Here is a 21239-nt window from a genome sequence, read left to right as displayed (position 1 = left end):
TGTATGTTTACCACTGTAAGCTTTCGGCTCGCATAAAGGTTGGGTCGCTCCAGTTCAAGCCTAGCGCATCATCGTAGAGGTCTTCATTGATTAGCAGCATGAATTGGTCATTAAATTTATCCGGCTCGATGGGCGCAATGGCACCCGCTTTCTCTAAGGCTCTAAAGCCGTTCTGAGGCACCTGCACTGTGTAGAGCTGTAATTTTCGGGCGATACGGCCAGGGCTTATAGCAAAGGCGAGATCTTTAATCGCTTTGCGTGCGTCATCGTCTCTGGGAATAATGACACTTCGTTGATTGTTGTCGATAAGGCGAAATTTCTTTTCGAGGGTTTCAAACGGCAGGCCTTCAAGCCGACCATTCTCAATCAGTGAGAGTAGTTGGTGCTTATCGAGTTGGTCAGGCCCTTGCTGCCAGTAAAGTAGCGTGAAATACGCCTCTATCGCTTCCAGCGAAAGCGGGTCGTGGCCGTGTTGGCGTAGTACTTCGCGGGTGGCTTGGGCGAACTGTTTTAGCTCGGGCGGCGGTGCCCATTCCTCATTGGCAGTGGCAAAAATACGCACCTCGCTTTCTTCGGCGGTTCGTTTACCTTCACGATTACAGCGCCCTGCGGCCTGGGCGATGGAGTCTAGCCCCGCTTCAGCTCGCAGCACCCTTGGAAAATCCACATCGACGCCCGCTTCTATTAATGAAGTAGACACGACCCGGCATGGTTTGCCTTCTTTAAGTGTTTCACGAATATGCTGTAATACCTGCCGCCGATGAACGGCGCACATGGCGGTGGTAAGGTGAAAAGCGCCTGGCTGATCGGCGATGGATTCGTACAAGGCTCTGGCATGACGGCGGTTATTGACGATGCAAAGCACCTGTTCGACGTCTAAGAGTTCGTTGCTTAACTGGTCGTCATCTAAGCAGCTAATGTGCTTTACCGTCACCCGTTTTAACGCTTGATATAGATTTATTGGATTTGGGGCTAGTTCTTCAACATCTTTGAACCCACCCGCGAAGCTGTGCTCAGCATCATCGGTTTCAATGAGTGCTGGTTGGGTAGCGGTACAGAGCACAATGCTGGCGTGATAATTCAGCGCGAGTTCATCCAGCACGGCAACGCTTGGTCGTAGCAAGGGTAGGGGCATTGTCTGTGCTTCATCCAGAATCACGACGCTACGGGCAATATTATGTAATTTGCGGCATCGTGATGTTTTAGCGGCAAATAGGCTTTCAAGGAACTGCACGGATGTTGTCACGATAATCGGTGCATCCCAGTTCTCACTATCGCGTTTGAGTTTATCAAGACTATCCTTGTCGCCTTTTGACGCTTTTTCAGCATCAAAGGTGCTGTGGTGTTCGAGTACTGCTTCAGCTCCGTACTTGCCCAGCGCCTTCCGAAACACCGCAGCGTTCTGTTCGACGATGCTGGTAAAGGGAATGACGTAGATAATTCGATCCATGCCATGGGTGATGGCATGATCAATCGCAAAGGCGAGGGAGGCCAACGTTTTGCCACCGCCAGTGGGCACCGTAAGAGAGAAGCAGCCGGGTTTCATTACTGCCTTGTTACGCACCTCGCGCAGAATATGCCCGCGTATTTGGTTAATGCCTTTATCGGTGTTGAAGCTCTCAAGATGAGCATTGAGCTCTTTGCGGAGCGGCTTTAAAGAAGGGCCTCCACCGCGATGTTGCGCTAGGCCTGTTTCATGTTTGGTATAGAACGTTTCGGTATCGATGTAGTCTGCATCGACCAAACAGGAGAACAGCATTCTGGTGAGGAAGGTAAGCTGAAAGAAAGCCCGTTCTGGACGTTGCGTAAATGTGCTTGGAGGGTTCGGCGCTTTTGGTAAGGTGAGAGCCTCTTTCCAAGCATGATCTATGGCAGGAATATCAGCTTTTAGACGCTCGCTAAGCGGGGAGCGTTCGCCTGGATCACGACCATTGGCAAGCCCAGCATGGTGACCTGTAATACAGTAGGCAAGCAGTTCAGCCATCCCTTTACCATATTGTTGCTTGGCCACAATGGCGCCGGCGGTGGAATGATCAACGCGTTCAGGAGAGCCTTCCAGCCGCCGTTGGAAAGGCGCGCTGTATTTGCCTAAATCATGTAAAAGGCCCGCTGCATAACCGGCGTCCATCATACCGAAGCGTTCAGCGCGAGTTGCTGCCATCTCGGCGACACACTGCAAGTGATCGTCTAGGGTTTGCCAGGCTTGCTTGTCTTTTCCTGGAAGTGAGTGAGCGTAAAAGAGCGGCGTTTTGGGTGACATTAATTTAGCTCATCATAATGAATTGTCTAGCCACCTTAGCCTCAAAGAATAGGCTCACGCTATAGCAAAATGCTTACACACTATGAGCCATTGCTTACTAGCGAAGTCAGCCATGGTTCCTCGCCGCGCTTTTGCCTACAATGGACACCTTTGATGCGGCTATTTGCGCCGTATACTTCATTGATTTCAGGCCAAGGGATAATTCATGCTCGATCCGAAACTGCTGCGCGATGATCTTGATGCGGTAGCGCTTAGGCTGGCGCGCCGTGGCTTTGTGCTGGACAAAGAGGAACTGTCGACGCTTGAGTCGCGCCGCCGTGAGCTGCAAACGCAAACCGAACAGTTGCAAAACGAGCGTAACACCCGCTCTAAAGCGATTGGGAAAGCGAAGGCCAGCGGGGAAGATATCCAACCGCTGCTGGATGAAGTGAGCGATTTGGGTGAGCGTCTGGAGGCGGCGAAACGTGAGCTGGCCTCCGTTCAGGATGATTGGGAGGATATCGTTAGCGGCATTCCCAACCTGCCGCACGAAAGCGTCCCCGATGGCGAGAGCGAAGACGATAACGTCGAGCTGCACCGGATTGGCACGCCGCGGGTGTTTGATTTCGAAGTGCTGGACCACGTCGATCTGGGCAAGAAGTCGGGTTATCTCGATTTTGATTTAGCAGCGAAGCTAACGGGCGCGCGCTTTGCCGTAATGCGTGGGCCAGTGGCGCGCCTGCATCGGGCGCTGGCGCAGTTTATGTTGGACACTCAAACCCAGCAGCACGGTTACGAAGAGTGCTATGTGCCGTACATGGTTAACCGCGATGCATTGTTCGGTACGGGTCAGCTGCCAAAATTCGGCGACGATTTGTTCAAGCTCAACGATGAACGCGAGTACCACTTGATTCCTACCTCTGAAGTGCCGCTGACCAACTTTGTGCGCGATGAGATCGTCGAGCAGGCGGCGCTGCCGATGAAGCTGACTGCCCATACGCCGTGTTTCCGAGCGGAGGCGGGGGCCCACGGACGCGATACCCGTGGCATGATTCGCCAGCACCAGTTCGATAAAGTCGAGATGGTGCAAATCGTCGAGCCGGAGAAAAGCTACGACGCCCTTGATGAGATGCGCGGCCACGCAGAGGCGATTTTGCAGGCGCTAGAACTGCCATATCGCGTGGTGACGTTGTGCACCGGCGATATGGGCTTTGGCGCGGCGAAAACCTACGATTTAGAGGTTTGGTTGCCAAGCCAGGAGACGTACCGCGAGATTTCGTCGATTTCCAACTGTGAAGACTTTCAAGCGCGGCGCATGAAGGCACGCGTGCGGATACCCGACGTTAAGAAGCCGCAGCTTTTGCATACCTTGAACGGCTCGGGGCTGGCCGTAGGGCGTTGCCTGCTGGCAGTGCTGGAAAATCACCAACAGGCAGACGGCTCGGTGACCATTCCCGCACCGTTGCAGCCTTATATGGGCGGTGTGCAAACCATCGCGCTGTAAGGCCTTATGCTTCAAGCGTTACTCTTTAAGTGACCACTCGACGTTAACCCCGGCATCGATGCGGATGGTGCCGGGGCGATATTCACTCTGGCGGGCGCTTGAGCCGGTTGCGTTGCTGCGTTCTGCACTCATCGCCATCATCCGTGGTTGAAAAGAGGCCGACTGGGTTTCTTCGATGCGCATCACGCGATTTAACTGGGTGTCGAGCGTTTTGGCCATCAGGTTGGCTTTATGACGGGCTTTTTCTAGCGCTTTGATTAAGGCTTTATCGGTCGCGGCGTCGCGGTTTTGCAGATCAAACTCGACTCCCTCAAGACGGTTAACTCCCGCGGCCACGAGCGCGTCGAGAATTTCGCTGACACGTTCAATCTTTTGAAGCTCAATGGCTACTGGGCGCTCTACACGTGTGCGTCTAAGTGTCTCGCGCTCGCCGTTATCGGTTGCGTTGTGTACCTGGCGCGGGGTGATATTAAGCGAGCCGGCGGTAATCGCCTCGCGTGCCACGCCGTGCGCTTCTAGGGTGCGAATCAGTTCGCCTGCGCGCTTTTCTAATTGTTGTCGGGCATCGCTCAGCGCCGCCTGATCCTCTTCTGCTAGCTGATTGATTGCCGGTGTGTCCTCCCACAGGCGAGCGCTTAGCGTTGCTTTGTCCGGCGTGACGTCTACGTAGGCATCAGCCGTGACGCGAAGACGCGGCGTTTCGTCCGTTATCGTTTCATTGGCTTGAGCCGAATAGGCGAAGGCAAAAATGGCCAAGCTCGTGCCAAACATAAGACGTTGTAAGTGGTGTTTTAGTGCAGTTGAAGTCGTCACAGTGCGTTTCCTTAACGTGTTGGATGAATAAACAAAGCGTCTATATTGAGCGCGATGGGCATAGAAAGTTCTTAGATGAATAGCAGGATTTGTGCAAACTCGCCGTTACCGCCATGATAAGTGAATAAAAGTCTAAGGAAGGGGTTATGCCCAAATTGAGCGAAGAAGATGAGCGCTTGGATAACTATCGAAGCATGCCGCTGAATGCCACGTTATCGCTGGCGGCGTTAGTGGTGATTGTGGCAGGGATGAAAGTCGGCTCGAGTTTGTTGGTGCCAATGCTGCTGGCGTTTTTTATCGCCGTGGTATGTACCTCGCCGGTGCAGTGGCTTCATCGCTGCGGGTTACCTATGCGCGCGGCGGTATTTTTAACCCTGCTAGTTTTGCTCGCGTTGGTATTGCTTTTGGGGCTGTTGGTGGTGAATAGCTTTAGCACTTTTGTTAATTCACTGCCGGATATTGAAACGCGTCTTTATGAAGCCTATTGGAGCGTGCTGAACAGACTCTCGAACATGGGGCTTGCAATTGACCCAGAGCAGCTTAATTCGCTGTTTGATACGCAAAGCGGTACGACCTGGGTGCCCGCTGTTTTAAGCGAGATTGGTAATCTGTTCATGCAGAGTATCATCGTCTCGCTGCTGGTGGTTTTTATGATGTTTGAGACGCTTAATTTTCGCGATAAGGTGTCGCTTGCCTTGGAAAACCCGGCGCCCAGTCTAAAGCGCTTTGCTGAGTTTAGCCGTACCTTTAAGCGTTATCTTGCGGTGAAAACCATCATCAGTTTGGCCACGGCCGTTTTGGTATGGCTCTCCTGTCTGTTTGTTGGGGTTGAATTTCCCCTGCTTTGGGCGGTGTTGGCATTTGCGCTCAACTTTATTCCCAATATTGGCTCGGCGATCGCGGCGATACCGCCGGTGTTACTGCTGCTGGTGTCGCAAAATAGTGGTGTATGGCAGGCATTTTTGCTCTCGTTGGCCTATCTCGGGATCAACTTTGTGTTGGGGAATTTAGTTGAGCCGCGTTTGATGGGACGAGCGTTGGGGCTTTCCACCCTGGTTGCGTTCGTCTCGTTAGTCGTGTGGGGATGGATTTTTGGTGCAGCGGGGATGCTGCTGTCGGTGCTCTTAACCATGACGCTTAAAATTGCCTTGGACAGTCACCCGCAAACCCGTTGGATGGCGCACCTTTTAGGCCCAGGGGCACGCCTCAGCGAAGAGAAAAGTGAACGCTTGCGTGACGCCAACAATCCACCGCTAAGACGTGAGCATTAAATGCACTGAAAAGCGCCTATAGGGAATAAAAAGACCGCCAGTTCGGCGGTCTTTCTCAATCAACGCTTACTCAGCGAGGGTTTAGTCAGTGCGCGTTCAAGCGTTCTGGTCGATGAACTGCGTCAGCTGAGACTTAGACTGAGCGCCTACCAGTGAAGCGACTTTCGTCCCCGATTTGAAAAGCATAACGGTGGGCACACCGCGCACGCCTTGTTCAGCGGCAATTTCAGGGGCGTCGTCGACGTTGATGCTGACGACTTTTAGGCTGTCGTCGCGCTCACTGGCAACTTCATCTACCACCGGCGCCATGACTTTGCAGGGGCCGCACCAGGGGGCCCAGAATTTCAACAGCACGGGCTGTTCGGCGTTTAGTACTTCTTGCTCAAAATTGGCGTTGGTGACATCAACATTGGACATGGACTTCTCCTGTTTTGCCTAGTGAAAGCGCTCTTGCACCGCGCCAAGCCGATCAATGTTAGCGACCATGGCAAGAGCTGGCAAATATGCTGGCGAAAATCGATAGCGGCATAGCGAGAAGCGCGATAAAATTGTTTATACTATAAAGATATTATAAACTAATTTTATATACTATAAGTTTTGGTTTTTGAGGCTCGTTACGTTTGTTAGCGACTCAATACCGATGGCTCAAAGGGCGACGCTATGAAGCTACAACAACTACGTTATATCTGGGAAGTTAGCCGTCACAACCTCAATGTGTCGGCCACGGCGCAGAGTTTGTTTACTTCGCAACCCGGTATTTCCAAGCAAATCCGCTTATTAGAAGATGAACTTGGCGTTGAAATTTTTGCCCGCAGCGGCAAGCACCTTACCCGCGTCACCCCTGCTGGGCAGGCGGTTATCGAGCTTGCCGGACAAGTGCTGCGCCTGACCGATAACATCAAAGAGGTGGCGCAAGAGCATAGCGACGAGCACCGCGGCAGCTTGGCGATTGCGACCACGCACACACAAGCGCGCTACGCGCTACCGCCGGTTATTACCGAGTTTACGCAAAAATATCCTGATGTCGCGCTGCATATGCAGCAGGGCACACCTAAACAAATCGCCCAGATGGTGAGCGAAGGGCAGGCAGATTTTGCTATTGCAACGGAGTCGCTGGAGCTTTTTACCGACTTGGTGCTGCTGCCGTGTTACCGCTGGAACCGCTGCGTGCTGGTGCCCAAAGGCCATCCGCTAGCCAAGCTTGACGACCCATTAACACTTGAAGCGTTGGCCGAGTATTCCTTGGTGACCTATGTGTTTGGTTTTACCGGTCGCTCGCAGCTAGATGATGCTTTTAACGCCAAAGGGTTGACCCCCAATGTGGTGCTGACCGCCGCCGATGCAGATGTGATTAAAACGTACGTACGCCTTGGCATGGGGGTCGGGATCGTGGCCCACATGGCGGTCGACCCCGAACAGGATACTGATCTTGTGGCGCTGGAGGCGGGACACCTGTTTGAAAGCTCCACCACCAAAATTGGGATTCGCCGCGGTACCTTTATGCGCGGCTATATGTACGATTTCTTGGAGCGGTTTGCGCCGCACCTCACGCGTGATCGTGTTGATGCGGCGTTAACCGCAGGCCCGCGTCACGAGCAGGCGCTGTTTGATGAAGTTGAGCTTCCCGAATATTAACCGCTAACCGTTTTGTTAAACCTTAAGCCTAGACGCTTTAGTGCTGCAGATGCAGCCCGCACTCGCGTTTTTCTTCCACCTTGGTGGGGTCGAAATAGTCAAAGTTATTGGGTAATCCGTGCGCTTGCAGATAGTCGTACATATCTTTCGCTCGCCAGTGCAATACCGGTGCGACTTTTAGCAAACCGCTCTCGCTCTCGCTGACTGGCTGCATCTTGGCCCGTTCTGCGGTGTCTTCGGCGCGTAGCGCGGTGAGCCAAACATCAGGCCGCATTTCGTTCAGTGCACGTTCAAACGGCTCAATTTTGACTTCTTGTGTGAAGGTGGCGTGGTGCGGGTCGTCAACGCTCGGGAAGGGGCCCTCTAGCGCTTCACGGTGGGCACGAGTGCGCCGCGGCAAATAGGTGATGATATTGAGGTTGAGCTGTTTAATCACCTCATCGGCAAAGCGGTAGGTCGCCTCGGTGTTATAGCCGCTATCCATCCACACAATGGGAATATTGGGGTTGGCTTGGGTCACCATGTGCAGGATGACGGCTTCAAAAGGGCGAAAATTTGTCGTGCAGATGGGCCGCTGGCCTTGTTGCATCGCCCATTCAATCAATGCTTGCGGCTGGTGGCCCAGCGTTTGGTTGATTTCGTCTAGATCGAAAGCCGTAGTAGATGACGTGGGCATTTTGTCTCCTTGGCGTCATGCGAAAAAAAGCATAATGGGTTATGCCGTCAGGCTACCAAAAGTCAATCCTTCCTCCCCAATACCGTTTTGTTTGGGTTTTATATTTCTTTTTGATTTATATTTTTTGTTTTTTATTCCAAAGATGATATCAGATGGCGGATTTTATCCAGCGTCTCAATGTACTCAGCTCCGCCTTCGGAGTCGGCCACCAGGCCGCCACCGCCCCATAGATGCAGCGTGTCGCCATCGGCTATCACGGTGCGAATCGCAATCGAGGTATCCATGCTGCCGCGCACATCCACATACCCGAGGCTGCCGCAGTAAACGCTGCGCTGGCAGGGTTCTAGCTCGTCGATAATCTGCATCGCACGAATCTTGGGCGCCCCGGTAATGGAGCCCCCAGGGAAAGCGGCCTTTAGCAGCGCCAATGGCGAATGCTCAGCGCAAAGCCGGCCTTGCACCACGCTGACCAGGTGGTGCACGTTGGGGTAGCTTTCGAGTGCGCACAGCTGCGGCACGCGGATACTGCCCGGCTGACACACGCGACCCAAATCGTTACGCAGCAAATCCACGATCATCACATTCTCGGCGCGATCTTTGCTGCTCGTTAAAAGTGCCTGGGCAAGGGCTTGGTCTTCTGATGGCGAGTTTCCGCGCGCGCGCGTGCCTTTAATCGGGCGGGTTTCGACCTGACCGTGGCGTGACTGAATAAAGCGCTCGGGCGAGAGCGAGAGGACGGTTTTGTCGTCCCAGGCCATAAATCCTGAGAAGGGGGTCGGTGTGGCGTGGCGCAGGCGCAGATACGCCGCCCAGGTGTCTCCGGTAAACCGGGCAGAGAAGCGCTGAGCGAGGTTGATCTGATAACAGTCGCCGGTGCGGATATAGTCCTGAACACGATCAAAACGTTCGAGGTAATCCGCCTGTGTCATCTCAGCCTGAAACGCTGTGGTGAGTGAAAAGGCAGCGCCGCGAGGGGCTGGCTGCGCCAGCCAGCGCTGTACGTGTTTGCGGCGCGCGTCGCTTGCGATGAGCCATGCTTGGGCTTTAGCGTGATCGACGATGATGGCCCAGTCATAAAGCCCTAGCCGCGCTTGAGGAAGCGTTGTCGATGCCGGGCGTTGGGTCGCCACCGAATGGGTCTCGCGGCCTAAGTCATAGCCCCAATAACCCAACAGCCCGCCGGTAAATGGCAGCGTGCTCTCCGGCACTTCCACGTTAAGCTGTTCTAGAAGCCATGCTTGATGCGCAAACGCATCGCCCAACGTGTCAGGCGGCGTTAGCGTTTGGCTCTCAATCGTTGAATAGCCCTGTTTATCGACGTTAAGCGTCGCCAGCGGGTCACTGCTCATAATATCGTAGCGCCCTGTCGCTACCGGCCGTCCGCTATCCAGCAGCACGGCGCCAGACCGTTGCCGCAGTTGCGCGAAAAGCGCTAGCGGGTCGGAAGGGTAGGGCAAAGCAGAGATCGAGAGCGCTGTGGCCATGCAAACGTCAACCTGAACAGTAAAGAGCGGCACATTTTAGAGGGCGACTCGTCGTTGCGCCAGCCACCGGGACCGACGCGGTTTTCACGCTACGTGGCGAGGGTGACGACTCTAAAAAAATCGCAAGATTGTTGACATGGACGTGTCGTCGAAAAACACCGAATACAACGAAAGGTGGATAATATCGACGATATCGCCTAGTTGACGCGGCAAAGTGAGAGAGCTAAAGTTCCTTCAACTCTTGATTGTCGACAATTTAATATGACACTACTTGCCACGCATTCCCCAAAGCAACACTCGCAGCCAGAACGAGCCGATCCGAGCAGTGAAGATACCTCGCCGGAAGTGCGTACGCTTGCCGAGCGGGTATTTCATCAGCTCCAGGACGCCATTGTGCGTGGCGAAATCGCGCCGGGCAGCAAGATTACCGAGCCGGGCCTCTCGAAGACCTACGGTATTTCCCGTGGGCCGTTGCGCGAAGCGATGCGGCGTTTGGAAGCCCACCGGTTAATTGAGCGCGTGCCCCATGTAGGCGCTCGCGTTGTACAGCTTTCTATGAAAGAGCTTTTAGAGCTATTCGATGTACGTGAAGCATTAGAGAGCATGGCAGCGCGTTTAGCCGCTGAGAATATGACCGCAGAAGAAATAGCCGGTCTACGTAACGTGCTGGCCGTGCATGAAAGCCAAGATGATTTAAAGCGTGGCGAAGCTTATTATCAGCGCGAGGGTGATCTGGATTTTCACTATCGCATTGTGAAGGGCAGTCATAACAAGATGTTGATGAACCTGCTTTGCGATGACCTTTATTACTTGGTGCGCTTGTACCGCACCCAGTTTAGCGCCAGCGGTTCGCGCCCACAGCGTGCTTTTGTCGAACACCACCGCATTGTCGATGCCATTGAAGCCGGCGATGCCGAACTTTCCGAGTTATTGATGCGCCGCCACGTGAGTGCTTCTCGCGCGAACGTCGCCGACCGCTATGCGGCTACGCTGGAGCAAACGTCAGACTAGACGTCAGCACACATCCAGATAGCAGCCGAAAAATAACGGCCCAAAAGCCGTCGCGATGTTAAGAAAGATGTTAAGAAAGATGTTAAGAAAAACAGGACAGGAGACACCGCATGACAACGCTAAAAGCGTCATCCAAAACACCAGGCGCGCGCTTTCGTGCTGCCTTAGAGGCTAACCGCCCGCTACCGATTCTCGGCGCCGTCAACGCCTATACTGCCATGATGGCCGAGCGTGTCGGTCACCAAGCGATTTATCTCTCCGGCGGTGGCGTGGCCAACGCCTCTTTCGGCTTGCCGGATTTGGGCATGACCACCATGAATGACGTGGTCGAAGACGCTCACCGTATTTGCGGCGCCACTGACGTGCCGCTGCTGGTCGATATCGATACCGGCTGGGGTGGGGCGTTCAACATCGCGCGCACGGTTAAAGAAATGCAGCGTGCCGGTGTCGCCGCCGTGCATTTAGAAGACCAGATCGCCCAGAAGCGCTGTGGGCATCGCCCCAACAAAGAGATCGTTTCTAAGCAGGAGATGGTCGACCGCATCAAGGCGGCCGCCGATGCGCGCATCGACCCGGATTTTTACCTGATCGCGCGCACCGATGCCTTCCAAAAAGATGGCTTGGATGCCGCTATTGAGCGCTCACAGGCGTGTATCGAAGCAGGTGCTGACGCCATCTTCGCCGAAGCCGTGCACACGCTGGAAGATTACAAAGCGTTTTGCGAGCGCGTCGACGCGCCGATTCTGGCCAACATTACCGAATTTGGCGCGACACCGCTGTTCTCGCAGCAAGAGCTGGGTGACGTTGGTTGTCGTATGGTGCTGTATCCGCTTTCCGCGTTTCGCGCCATGAACGCCGCCGCTCTTAAGGTTTACCAGAGCGTTCTGGATAACGGCCATCAAAAAGACGTGGTCGATATCATGCAGACCCGCGAAGAGCTCTACGACTTTTTGAACTACCACGACTTTGAGCAGAAATTGGATGCGTTGTTCGCCGAAAAAGGCAGCAACGAATAACTCGATAACGATTCCATTAACGGATACGTAACCAACAATAAAGCGCATCACGCGATATAGCGTGATGAAGCGATGACCTTTTAAAGGAGTACGTAGCATGTCAGATAAGAAAATCGGTGGTGCAGGACTACGTGGCCAAAGCGCCGGTGAAACCGCCCTATGTACTGTGGGCCAGACCGGTTCAGGCCTGACCTATCGCGGCTTTGATATCAAAGAGCTAGCGGAAAAAGCCACCTTCGAAGAAGTGGCCTACCTGCTGCTTAAAGGCAAGCTGCCGAATCAAGCCGAACTTGACGCCTACATTGCTAAGCTAAAAAGCCAGCGCGGCCTGCCGTCGGCGCTGAAAACCGTGCTTGAGCAGATCCCGAAAGACGCGCACCCGATGGACGTGATGCGCACCGGCGCCTCCATGCTGGGTAACCTGGAAACCGAGCAAAGCTTCGACGAGCAGCAAGATGCCACCGACCGCTTGGTCGCCGTGCTGCCGTCAATTATCTGCTATTGGTATCGCTTCACCCACGAAGGTGTGCGTATCGAGACCGAGACCGACGACGACTCGGTCGGCGCGCACTTCCTGCACCTGCTGCGCGGCGAAGCGCCGAGCAAGCTGCACGCCGATGTTATGAACGTATCGCTGATTCTTTACGCTGAGCACGAATTCAACGCCTCGACGTTCACCGCCCGCGTATGTGCTTCGACGCTTTCCGACATTCACTCTTGTGTTACTGGCGCTATTGGTTCGTTACGTGGCCCGCTGCATGGCGGCGCTAACGAAGCCGCGATGGCGATGATTGAGGATTGGGAATCGCCGGAAGAAGCCGAGCGCGAAATGATGGGCAAGCTCGAGCGCAAAGAAAAAATCATGGGCTTTGGTCATGCGATCTACCGCACCTCTGACCCGCGCAACGAGATCATCAAGCATTGGTCAGAAAAACTCGCCAAAGATGTAGGCGACACCGTGCTGTATCCGGTCTCTGTGCGCTGTGAAGAGGTGATGTGGCGCGAGAAGAAGCTGTTCTGTAACGCGGACTTCTTCCATGCCAGTGCGTATCACTTCATGGGTATCCCGACCAAGCTGTTCACGCCGATCTTTGTTATGTCGCGGGTGACCGGCTGGGCGGCGCACGTCTTCGAACAGCGCGCCAACAACCGCATCATTCGTCCGAGCGCCGACTATACCGGCCCCGAGAAGAGCGAATGGGTGCCGATCGAGCAGCGCGACTGATTCGCCGTTGAATGAATCGCCGCTTGATCCTCCTCCCAGCAGCCAGGCGCTGCTGGGAGCGGGCTGAGTCTGACCCTACCTTCTCGCCGTGAGTTTTCCGTTATGAACACCGAATACCGTAAACCCCTACCCGGCACCGACCTGGATTACTTCGACGCGCGTGAGGCCGTCGACGTTATTCAGCCCGGCGCCTATGCCAAGCTTCCCTATACCTCCCGCGTGCTGGCCGAGCAGTTGGTACGCCGCTGCGAACCGGACATGCTGACCGATTCGCTCAAGCAGCTGATCGAACGCAGGCGCGAGCTGGACTTTCCCTGGTACCCGGCGCGCGTGGTGTGCCACGACATTCTGGGGCAGACCGCGCTTGTGGATCTCGCGGGCCTGCGTGATGCCATCGCCGAGAGGGGTGGTGACCCAGCCAAGGTCAATCCGGTGGTGCCTACGCAGCTGATCGTTGATCACTCGTTGGCCGTCGAGCATGCTGGTTTCGAGAAGGACGCCTTCGAGAGAAACCGTCAGGTGGAAGATCGTCGTAACGATGACCGCTTCCACTTCATCAACTGGACCAAGACCGCGTTCGAGAACGTCGACGTGATCCCGCCCGGCAACGGCATCATGCACCAGATCAATCTGGAGAAGATGTCGCCGGTGGTGCAAAAGCAAAATGGCGTGGCCTTCCCCGATACCTGTGTAGGTACCGATAGCCACACCCCCATGGTCGATGCGTTGGGCGTTATCTCAGTGGGCGTGGGCGGCCTTGAAGCGGAGAGCGTGATGCTCGGGCGTGCCTCAATGATGCGCCTGCCCGATATCGTCGGCGTGAAGCTCACCGGCAAGCTGCAACCGGGCGTGACCGGTACCGATATGGTGCTGGCGATTACCGAATTCCTGCGCGACTCCAAAGTGGTCGGCGCGTACCTGGAGTTCTTCGGTGAAGGCGCTGACAGCCTAACCGTGGGAGACCGCGCCACGATCTCCAACATGACGCCGGAATATGGCGCCACGGCGGCGATGTTCTATATCGATGACCAAACCATCGACTACTTAAAGCTGACCGGCCGCGACGACGACCAGGTCGAGCTGGTCGAAAAGTACGCCAAGCACATTGGCCTTTGGGCGAGTGACCTGGCAGCCGTCGAGTACGAATGGGTGTTGGAGTTCGATCTTTCCAGCGTGTCACGCACGTTGGCCGGCCCCTCCAAGCCGCACGCTAAGCTTCCGACTAGCGAGCTTGTCAATCAAGGTATCGCGGTGGGTCTCGATCAGGCGCGCGAAGACGAGAAGAACGGCTTGATGCCCGATGGCGCGGTGATTATCGCGGCGATCACCAGCTGCACCAATACCTCCAACCCACGCAATATGGTCGCGGCGGGGCTGATTGCGCGCAACGCCAATAAGCTCGGCCTAACGCGCAAGCCGTGGGTGAAGTCGTCTCTGGCGCCGGGCTCAAAAACCGTCAAGATGTACCTGGAAGACGCGGGGCTCATGAACGAGCTGGAAGATCTCGGCTTTGGCGTGGTGGCCTACGCGTGTACGACTTGTAACGGTATGTCCGGTGCGCTGGACCCTAAAATCCAGCAGGAAATCATCGACCGCGATCTCTACTCCACGGCCGTGCTTTCGGGCAACCGTAACTTTGACGGGCGCATTCATCCCCACGCCAAGCAGGCGTTTCTCGCCTCGCCGCCGCTGGTAGTGGCGTACGCTATCGCCGGTACGATCCGCTTTGATATCGAAAAAGATGTGCTTGGCCATGATGCCGACGGTAATCCCGTTACGCTGAAAGACATTTGGCCCGCCGACGAAGAGATCGATGCCATCGTCAAAACGGCGGTGAAACCTGAGCAGTTCCGTCAGACCTACATCCCGATGTTCGATCTGGATAAGAGTGCCGCGACGCAAACCGATCCGCTGTATGACTGGCGCGCGCAGAGTACCTACATTCGACGCCCGCCGTACTGGGAAGGCAAGATGTCGGGTGAGCGCAATTTGAAGGGCATGCGTCCGCTGGCGATTCTGCCGGATAACATCACCACCGATCACCTCTCGCCGTCTAACGCGATTATGCTGGACAGTGCTGCGGGTGAGTATTTGGACAAAATGGGCTTGCCGGAGGAGGACTTTAACTCCTATGCGACGCACCGTGGTGATCACTTGACCGCCCAGCGTGCCACCCTCGCTAACCCCAAATTGTTTAACGAGATGGTGCGCGATGAAAACGGCGAGGTAAAGCAGGGCTCGCAGGCTCGCGTTGAACCGGAAGGCAAGGTCACGCGGATGTGGGAAGCGATTGAAACCTACATGGAGCGTCGCCAGCCGCTGATTATCATCGCCGGGGATGATTACGGTCAGGGCTCCTCGCGCGATTGGGCCGCTAAAGGCGTGGCGCTGGCCGGTGTCGAGGCCATCGTTGCCGAGGGCTTCGAGCGTATCCACCGCACTAACCTGATCGGCATGGGCGTTATGCCACTGCAGTTCCAGTCGGGTACCACACGCCATACGCTGAACCTCGACGGCACCGAAGTGTTCGACGTGGAAGGCAAAGCGGCGCCACGTGCGGAGCTAACGCTGGTGATTCACCGACAAAACGGCGATGTCGAGCGTGTGTCGGTGATTTGCCGCTTGGATACCGCCGAGGAACTCACGATTTACACCGCGGGTGGCGTGCTGCAGCGTTTCGCAGAGGATTTTTTGGAGTCCTCTGCGGTTACCGCTTAACGGTATGTGAGCGTTACGTTGCTTTCTCTCACCCGGTACCTTGCGTGCCGGGTGTTTGTTATCTATTCAGCCTTGGAGTGTCTTATGTCTTCCGTTGCGCAAATGAAAATTCCCGCGACCTACATGCGCGGTGGTACCAGTAAAGGTATCTTCTTCAACCTTACCGACTTGCCGGAAGCAGCACAAAAACCGGGCGAGGCACGCGATAAGCTGCTACTGCGCGTGATCGGCAGCCCCGACCCGTACCAAAAGCAGATCGACGGCATGGGCGGGGCGACCTCAAGCACGAGTAAAACCGTGATTCTCTCCAAAAGTGAATCGCCGGAACACGACGTGGATTATTTGTTCGGCCAGGTCTCTATCGATAAGCCGTTCGTCGACTGGAGCGGTAATTGCGGCAATTTATCCGCTGCTGTTGGCCCTTTTGCTATCCGTAATGGCTTAGTGGAGTCGGCGCGCATTCCGGAAAACGGCGTGGTAGATGTGCGTATTTGGCAGGTCAATATCAAAAAGACCATCGTTGCCAAAGTGCCGATCACGAACGGCGAAGTGCAGGAAACCGGCGATTTCGAACTCGACGGTGTGACCTTCCCGGCGGCGGAAGTGCCGGTGGCGTTCATGGACCCGGCCGATGGTGAAAGCGCGATTTTCCCCACGGGTAACTTGGTCGATGATCTGGAGGTGCCAGGCGTTGGCACGCTCAAGGCGACGATGATCAACGCTGGGATCCCTACGGTATTTATTAACGCAGAAGATGCTGGCTACACCGGCGCGGAACTGCAGGAGGCGATCAACGGCGACCCCGATGCGTTGCCCCGGTTTGAAACCATTCGCGCCTACGGTGCGCTCCAGATGGGGTTGATTAGCGACGTGGCCGAAGCGGCCAATCGTCAGCACACGCCCAAGGTGGCGTTCGTGGCACCGCCCAAAAGCTACACGTCTTCTAGCGGAAAAGCAGTTAACGCCGACGATGTGGATTTGCTGGTACGCGCGCTCTCTATGGGTAAGCTTCACCACGCCATGATGGGCACCGCGGCGGTGGCCATCGGCGCGGCCGCCGCGATTGAAGGCACACTGGTCAACCTAGCGGCGGGTGGCGGCAAGCGTCACGCTGTCACCTTCGGCCACCCCTCCGGCAGTTTGCAGGTTGGCGCCGAGGCGAGCTTAATAGACGGTCGCTGGAATATCGATCAGGCGGTCATGAGTCGCAGCGCTCGCGTGCTGATGGAAGGGGTTGTGTGCGTGCCGGGTGATAGTTTTTAACCGCGTTTAATCGCCTTAAACGTGGGGGATTGGCGTCTTAGGCACTGGGACACCATACTGAAAATTAAAGCGTAAACCCGTTTCAATCTAACGACTTTTCTTCAAACGATTTTTCGTCAAACAATAAGGAGCCGTGTCATGACCGCTACGTCCGAGGTGAATGAACGCCCTGAGTACGATGTTGAGCTGCAAAAAATCGCCGACTACGTCCTTAATTTTGATTCGCCGTCGCCCGAGGCGCTAGATACGGCCCGCTATTGCCTAATGGATACGTTGGGCTGCGGGCTGCTGGCGCTACGTTTCCCTGAGTGTACCAAACACCTAGGCCCGCTAGTGGAGGGCACGATCGTGCCGCACGGGGCGCATGTCCCGGGTACGTCTTATCGCTTGGATCCCGTGAAAGCCGCCTGGGATATCGGCGCTATTGTGCGTTGGCTGGATTACAACGACACCTGGCTTGCCGCCGAGTGGGGGCATCCGTCTGACAACTTAGGCGCGATTCTTGCCGTCGCCGATCATCTTTCCCAGCAGCGTATTGCCAACGGTGATGCGCCGTTAACCATGAAGGATGTGCTGCATGCGATGGTGATGGCGCATGAAATCCAAGGGGTGTTGGCGCTGGAGAATAGCTTCAACCGGGTAGGGCTCGATCACGTGGTGCTGGTCAAGGTGGCCTCAACCGCGGTGGTGGCAAACATGATGGGTGCTAACCGCGAGCAACTTCTTTCGGCGCTGTCTCATGCCTTTGTCGATGGCCAAAGCCTGCGCACGTATCGCCATGCTCCCAACGCCGGTTCGCGTAAAAGTTGGGCGGCGGGCGATGCGACTTCGCGCGCGGTGCGCTTGGCAGATATCGCCATGCGCGGGGAAATGGGCATCCCTGGCGCGCTAACAGCGCCGCAGTGGGGTTTTTACGACGTCCTGTTTAGCCACAGCAACAAGGACTTGGCAACCAAGCCCGAAGAGGAGCGGCGCTTTCGTTTCCAGCGCGAGTTCGGTAGCTACGTGATGGAAAATATTCTGTTCAAGATTTCCTTTCCTGCCGAGTTTCACTCCCAGACGGCCTGCGAGGCGGCGATTACGCTGCACCCTGAAGTCAAAAATCGCATCGACGACATTGATCGAGTGGAAATCACCACGCACGACTCGGCGATTCGGATTATTTCCAAAACCGGGCAGCTTGCGAATCCCGCTGACCGCGACCACTGTTTACAGTATATGACGGCTGTGCCGCTTATCTTTGGCGCGCTGACAGCAGATCATTACGAAGACGGCTTTCACAACGCGCACCCAGAGATTGATCGGCTCAGAGAAAAAATGCAGGTAGTCGAAGACCCGCGCTACTCTGAGGAGTACCACGACCCGGAGAAGCGCTCGATTGCCAATGCCGTGCAGGTATTTTTCACCGATGGCAGCGCGACCGATAAAGTGGTGGTGGAGTACCCCGTCGGGCATCGTCGTCGGCGCGAAGAGGGGTTGCCGCTACTGGTGGAGAAATTTGCCCAAAACCTCGCCACCCGGTTTCCCAAACAGCGCGGTGAGGCTATTTTGGCCCAATGCCAAAACGCCGACACCCTGGCTGATATGCCGGTGCCGACGTTTATGCAGCAGTGGATGATCTAAGCGTAAGCGTTAAAACGCCACTTGATCACGGATGTTATCAACCGTCGCCGGGCCGATGCCGCTAACTCGCTCGAGATCTTCGGCAGTGGTGAATTCGCCATTGGTGTCGCGTTCTTCAATGATCGCCCCGGCTCGGCTGGGGCCAATGCCTGGGAGTTCGGCGAGAAGTTCCGCATCGGCCGTATTAACGTCGATCGGGGCGACTTGCTGAGCAAAAGCGCCGTTCGAAAGACCCAGACTTAAGCTAAGCAGTAGTGCCGCCAAAAATCCCTTAATGCGCATAAAAAATCCCTCAGTGAAAAGTGGTACTCAAGTTGGCATTATTAATTTAGCGGAATATGGTGAAATTGCTGTACGAAATTGGCGACAGGTCATGTAAGCCAACGCTTAATTGTTTGTAGTACGGGGATTACAGCTAGGATGAGACTGATATACTGCGTTGAAATCGTCATTGCAATGGAGCCCTCGCGTGGCAACTCAATCTCCTCTTTCTCAAACCCCTCTTTCTCAATCTCCTCTGATTATTGCGCTAGATTACCCCTCGCTTGATGCGGCGTTGTGCATGGCGGACCAGCTTGATCCCACTCGCTGCCGTGTGAAAGTGGGTAAAGAGCTATTCACACGCAGCGGCCCCGCCGTGCTTGAGGCGTTACATGGGCGCGGCTTTGAGGTGTTTTTAGATCTTAAATTTCACGATATTCCTAATACCGTGGCGAGTGCTGTACAAGCCGCCGCGGAGCAGGGCGTGTGGATGGTCAACGTCCACGCCGGTGGTGGGCGAAAAATGATGCAAGCCGCCGCCGAGCGTTTACAAACTCAGCGGCTTCAGACGCACCTAATTGCCGTCACGGTACTGACGAGTATGAGCGCCGAAGATCTAGACGAAGTGGGTGTTGCTGCATCGCCTGCGGAACAAGTCGAGCGCTTGGCACGCTTGGCGCAAGACAGCGGTATGGAAGGCGTGGTGTGCTCCGCGCAAGAAGCCAAAGCGCTAAACGCGTGTTGCGGTAAAGGATTTTTGAAAGTTACCCCGGGTATTCGCCCAAGTTTTGCTGCCGCGAATGATCAGCAGCGCATCATGACGCCCGGTGCGGCAATGCAGGCGGGGAGCACGCATCTTGTCGTGGGTCGGCCCGTGACCGAAGCGTCCGACCCCATGGCGGCTTTAGCCGCCATTGAAGCCGAGCTCGCCGAACGCTAGCCGTATCGCTCTCGTCATTACTCACCTTCCACGCCGATAATGGGTTCGACTGTACCCCAGCGGCGACAGCTAGGGCACTGCCAATGCAGCGTCTCGGCGCTAAAGCCACAGTGATGACAGCGGTGGCGTGGGCGGTTTTTAAGTAGTGCCTGGGTGTGGTGTTTGAGCAGTAACAAACGGCTATCTGGGTGTTCGCGGCCACTTAGTTGCTGGCTTTCCATATACAGATCAATGAGGTGGTCTAGCCCACCTAAACGGGGGGCGTGTTGCAAATGTTCACCAGTGACCTCAATAGCACGCTCGACCCCGGCGCGCTGGTGAACGACTTCGCTCAGGCTGACAATCACGCTGGTGAGCGGCGCCAGGTCAAGCAGGGCTAACAAGTGTTGTTCGAACCCAGCTGTGTCGCCGGATCGCCAGTAAGCGCGCTTCAACGCAGGGAGCATGGTTGGAATGTGCGCAAGTGACTGATGGGGAATGGCGTTAAGTCGCGCCATCGCTTGGCGATGGTGGCCGTTATCCACTTCCAGCTCGGCGAGTAATAAGTTGGCACGTACGCACTGGTTATCTAGCTGCAGGGCTTTTTTCAAGTGGCGTTTGGCTAGCGCACGGCTAGCTTGGCCTATCTCTTCTTGTGCAATCTCGCACAGCCAGTGTGCGGCAGGCGTGCGCATTTTGGGCTGCAGCTTCAACATGGGGAGGGTGGTATCAAGGGCTTCTTGCCACGCTTTTTCACGCTCTAGCAAATCGACCAGCAACCGCTTGGCCGTAATACGGTGATCATCTTGCTGCGTCTGGTCGATGACCGATCTCAATAGCCGCTGAGCGCGATCATGCACGCCAAGCGAAATGAAATCCCGGGCAAGCTCGAGTTGAACCTGTTCGTTTTGCGAGGCCGTTAGCGCGGGGCGAGCCAGTAAATTCTGATGAATGCTGACAGCTTTATCGGCTTCGCCACGGGTGCGAAACAGTTTGCCCAGCGCAATGTGGGTATCAATATTCTCGCTGTTGACTTCTAACGCTTGTATAAACGTATGAATGGCTTGATCAGGCTGCTCATTAAGCAGGTAGTTCAACCCAACGAAGTAGTCGCGCGAAAGCGTAGGGAAAGATGCCGTCGGCGTTGGCTTTTTGCGCTGCAGCGCTTGCCGATAGCCCAATCCATAGCCTATGGCAACGGCTGCCAACAAAACGCCTAGCAGCACGGCATCCATCATTTAGGTCAGTTCCTTAAGCTCCTGGGTGCGAAGGCGATCAAGTTCTTTTTGCTGCTGCTTGCTGTAGCGCTGTGCGCGCGCCAGGCGTGCTTTGAGGCGAGCATAAACACCAAGCATCGCGAGCATGCCGACAATGACGCCGCTTGCAAGGCTTGCGAGCAGCCAGACAGAGAGTGAGACGGGGGGGAGCTCAATCCAGATCAGGTCTAAGCCAATGGTTTTCTGGTTGTTAACGGCAAAGAGGATGCCGACCAACAGCACCACAAGCAGAATAACGGCTAAAATAAGCCCTTTGATCCAACGCATGTGAATTTCCTAGTCTGTGACGTTTGCAGTATGTCTA

18 protein-coding genes are annotated in these 21239 nt (G+C 55.4%); 10 read left to right on the top strand and 8 right to left on the bottom strand.

Going from position 1 to position 21239, the window contains the following annotated elements:
- Positions 1–7: 7 nt before the first annotated feature.
- A complete protein-coding gene (cas3, locus tag M8006_RS10140) occupies positions 8–2260 on the bottom strand; it encodes a CRISPR-associated helicase Cas3' (protein WP_250081801.1) in 2253 nt (750 codons plus the stop codon).
- Between the two features lie 205 nt (positions 2261–2465).
- On the opposite strand from cas3, the gene serS reads away from it, so the two are divergent.
- Positions 2466–3743, top strand: coding sequence for a serine--tRNA ligase (serS, locus tag M8006_RS10135; RefSeq protein WP_250081799.1), 1278 nt, complete (start codon positions 2466–2468; stop codon positions 3741–3743).
- 18 nt (positions 3744–3761) lie between these two features.
- On the opposite strand, the gene M8006_RS10130 is transcribed toward serS, so the two are convergent.
- Positions 3762–4556 (bottom strand): SIMPL domain-containing protein, encoded by a 795-nt coding sequence (locus tag M8006_RS10130; protein ID WP_250081797.1) that lies wholly within the window; start codon positions 4554–4556, stop codon positions 3762–3764.
- Between the two features lie 146 nt (positions 4557–4702).
- On the opposite strand from M8006_RS10130, the gene M8006_RS10125 reads away from it, so the two are divergent.
- Positions 4703–5827, top strand: a complete 1125-nt coding sequence (locus tag M8006_RS10125) for an AI-2E family transporter (RefSeq protein WP_250081795.1) — start codon at positions 4703–4705, stop codon at positions 5825–5827.
- A 96-nt stretch (positions 5828–5923) separates the two neighbouring features.
- Here M8006_RS10125 and trxA read toward each other — a convergent pair whose 3' ends face one another.
- Positions 5924–6244 (bottom strand): thioredoxin, encoded by a 321-nt coding sequence (trxA, locus tag M8006_RS10120; protein WP_179930300.1) that lies wholly within the window; start codon positions 6242–6244, stop codon positions 5924–5926.
- Positions 6245–6487: 243 nt separating this feature from the next.
- On the opposite strand from trxA, the gene cysB reads away from it, so the two are divergent.
- Positions 6488–7462 carry an HTH-type transcriptional regulator CysB gene (cysB, locus tag M8006_RS10115; RefSeq protein WP_250081793.1) on the top strand — a complete coding sequence of 325 codons (975 nt, stop codon included), beginning with the start codon at positions 6488–6490 and terminating at the stop codon, positions 7460–7462.
- A gap of 37 nt (positions 7463–7499) precedes the next feature.
- On the opposite strand, the gene M8006_RS10110 is transcribed toward cysB, so the two are convergent.
- Together M8006_RS10110 and pabB are read right to left on the bottom strand one after the other, a co-directional pair.
- On the bottom strand, positions 7500–8138 hold the full coding sequence (locus M8006_RS10110) for a phosphoadenosine phosphosulfate reductase domain-containing protein (RefSeq protein ID WP_250081791.1): 639 nt from the start codon (positions 8136–8138) through the stop codon (positions 7500–7502).
- Positions 8139–8269: 131 nt separating this feature from the next.
- On the bottom strand, positions 8270–9622 hold the full coding sequence (gene pabB, locus M8006_RS10105) for an aminodeoxychorismate synthase component I (protein WP_250081789.1): 1353 nt from the start codon (positions 9620–9622) through the stop codon (positions 8270–8272).
- Positions 9623–9883: 261 nt separating this feature from the next.
- Here pabB and M8006_RS10100 point away from each other — a divergent pair, with 261 nt between their 5' ends.
- The 6 genes from M8006_RS10100 to M8006_RS10075 all read left to right on the top strand — a co-directional run bounded on the left by M8006_RS10100 (position 9884) and on the right by M8006_RS10075 (position 18478).
- A complete protein-coding gene (locus M8006_RS10100) occupies positions 9884–10633 on the top strand; it encodes a GntR family transcriptional regulator (protein WP_250081788.1) in 750 nt (249 codons plus the stop codon).
- A gap of 110 nt (positions 10634–10743) precedes the next feature.
- Positions 10744–11649 carry a methylisocitrate lyase gene (prpB, locus tag M8006_RS10095; protein WP_250081786.1) on the top strand — a complete coding sequence of 302 codons (906 nt, stop codon included), beginning with the start codon at positions 10744–10746 and terminating at the stop codon, positions 11647–11649.
- Positions 11650–11746: 97 nt separating this feature from the next.
- The gene (gene prpC / locus M8006_RS10090) at positions 11747–12874 is read left to right on the top strand and encodes a bifunctional 2-methylcitrate synthase/citrate synthase (RefSeq protein ID WP_250081784.1); all 1128 of its coding nucleotides are present in this window, start codon (positions 11747–11749) and stop codon (positions 12872–12874) included.
- Between the two features lie 102 nt (positions 12875–12976).
- Entirely contained in the window at positions 12977–15592 is a 2616-nt protein-coding gene (acnD, locus tag M8006_RS10085; protein ID WP_250081783.1) for a Fe/S-dependent 2-methylisocitrate dehydratase AcnD, read from the top strand.
- Between the two features lie 84 nt (positions 15593–15676).
- The gene (gene prpF, locus M8006_RS10080) at positions 15677–16855 is read left to right on the top strand and encodes a 2-methylaconitate cis-trans isomerase PrpF (protein ID WP_250081781.1); all 1179 of its coding nucleotides are present in this window, start codon (positions 15677–15679) and stop codon (positions 16853–16855) included.
- A gap of 138 nt (positions 16856–16993) precedes the next feature.
- Complete coding sequence (locus M8006_RS10075; protein ID WP_250081779.1) at positions 16994–18478, top strand: bifunctional 2-methylcitrate dehydratase/aconitate hydratase; 1485 nt, start codon at positions 16994–16996, stop codon at positions 18476–18478.
- 9 nt (positions 18479–18487) lie between these two features.
- Here M8006_RS10075 and M8006_RS10070 read toward each other — a convergent pair whose 3' ends face one another.
- Positions 18488–18760 carry a ComEA family DNA-binding protein gene (locus M8006_RS10070; protein WP_250081778.1) on the bottom strand — a complete coding sequence of 91 codons (273 nt, stop codon included), beginning with the start codon at positions 18758–18760 and terminating at the stop codon, positions 18488–18490.
- Positions 18761–18947: 187 nt separating this feature from the next.
- On the opposite strand from M8006_RS10070, the gene pyrF reads away from it, so the two are divergent.
- Complete coding sequence (gene pyrF / locus M8006_RS10065) at positions 18948–19679, top strand: orotidine-5'-phosphate decarboxylase (RefSeq protein WP_347709756.1); 732 nt, start codon at positions 18948–18950, stop codon at positions 19677–19679.
- Positions 19680–19696: 17 nt separating this feature from the next.
- Here the strand turns inward: pyrF and lapB are convergent, their stop codons facing one another.
- Both lapB and M8006_RS10055 read right to left on the bottom strand, forming a co-directional pair.
- Positions 19697–20896 carry a lipopolysaccharide assembly protein LapB gene (lapB, locus tag M8006_RS10060; RefSeq protein WP_250081776.1) on the bottom strand — a complete coding sequence of 400 codons (1200 nt, stop codon included), beginning with the start codon at positions 20894–20896 and terminating at the stop codon, positions 19697–19699.
- Positions 20897–21202, bottom strand: coding sequence for a LapA family protein (locus M8006_RS10055; protein WP_250081773.1), 306 nt, complete (start codon positions 21200–21202; stop codon positions 20897–20899).
- Positions 21203–21239 lie beyond the last annotated feature (37 nt).

Source organism: Halomonas llamarensis (assembly GCF_023555005.1).
Classification (GTDB): domain Bacteria; phylum Pseudomonadota; class Gammaproteobacteria; order Pseudomonadales; family Halomonadaceae; genus Vreelandella; species Vreelandella llamarensis.
The sequence above is the reverse complement of the archived record's forward strand: the minus strand, read 5'-3'. Positions and strand labels throughout refer to the sequence as shown.

What these genes read in the sequence shown, in the direction of transcription:
- cas3 (WP_250081801.1), bottom strand. Translation starts at nt 2,260, where the DNA reads ATGTCACCCAAAACGCCGCTCTTTTACGCTCACTCACTTCCAGGAAAA.
- serS (WP_250081799.1), top strand. Translation starts at nt 2,466, where the DNA reads ATGCTCGATCCGAAACTGCTGCGCGATGATCTTGATGCGGTAGCGCTT.
- M8006_RS10125 (WP_250081795.1), top strand. Translation starts at nt 4,703, where the DNA reads ATGCCCAAATTGAGCGAAGAAGATGAGCGCTTGGATAACTATCGAAGC.
- trxA (WP_179930300.1), bottom strand. Translation starts at nt 6,244, where the DNA reads ATGTCCAATGTTGATGTCACCAACGCCAATTTTGAGCAAGAAGTACTA.
- cysB (WP_250081793.1), top strand. Translation starts at nt 6,488, where the DNA reads ATGAAGCTACAACAACTACGTTATATCTGGGAAGTTAGCCGTCACAAC.
- M8006_RS10110 (WP_250081791.1), bottom strand. Translation starts at nt 8,138, where the DNA reads ATGCCCACGTCATCTACTACGGCTTTCGATCTAGACGAAATCAACCAA.
- pabB (WP_250081789.1), bottom strand. Translation starts at nt 9,622, where the DNA reads ATGGCCACAGCGCTCTCGATCTCTGCTTTGCCCTACCCTTCCGACCCG.
- M8006_RS10100 (WP_250081788.1), top strand. Translation starts at nt 9,884, where the DNA reads ATGACACTACTTGCCACGCATTCCCCAAAGCAACACTCGCAGCCAGAA.
- prpB (WP_250081786.1), top strand. Translation starts at nt 10,744, where the DNA reads ATGACAACGCTAAAAGCGTCATCCAAAACACCAGGCGCGCGCTTTCGT.
- prpC (WP_250081784.1), top strand. Translation starts at nt 11,747, where the DNA reads ATGTCAGATAAGAAAATCGGTGGTGCAGGACTACGTGGCCAAAGCGCC.
- acnD (WP_250081783.1), top strand. Translation starts at nt 12,977, where the DNA reads ATGAACACCGAATACCGTAAACCCCTACCCGGCACCGACCTGGATTAC.
- prpF (WP_250081781.1), top strand. Translation starts at nt 15,677, where the DNA reads ATGTCTTCCGTTGCGCAAATGAAAATTCCCGCGACCTACATGCGCGGT.
- M8006_RS10075 (WP_250081779.1), top strand. Translation starts at nt 16,994, where the DNA reads ATGACCGCTACGTCCGAGGTGAATGAACGCCCTGAGTACGATGTTGAG.
- M8006_RS10070 (WP_250081778.1), bottom strand. Translation starts at nt 18,760, where the DNA reads ATGCGCATTAAGGGATTTTTGGCGGCACTACTGCTTAGCTTAAGTCTG.
- lapB (WP_250081776.1), bottom strand. Translation starts at nt 20,896, where the DNA reads ATGATGGATGCCGTGCTGCTAGGCGTTTTGTTGGCAGCCGTTGCCATA.
- M8006_RS10055 (WP_250081773.1), bottom strand. Translation starts at nt 21,202, where the DNA reads ATGCGTTGGATCAAAGGGCTTATTTTAGCCGTTATTCTGCTTGTGGTG.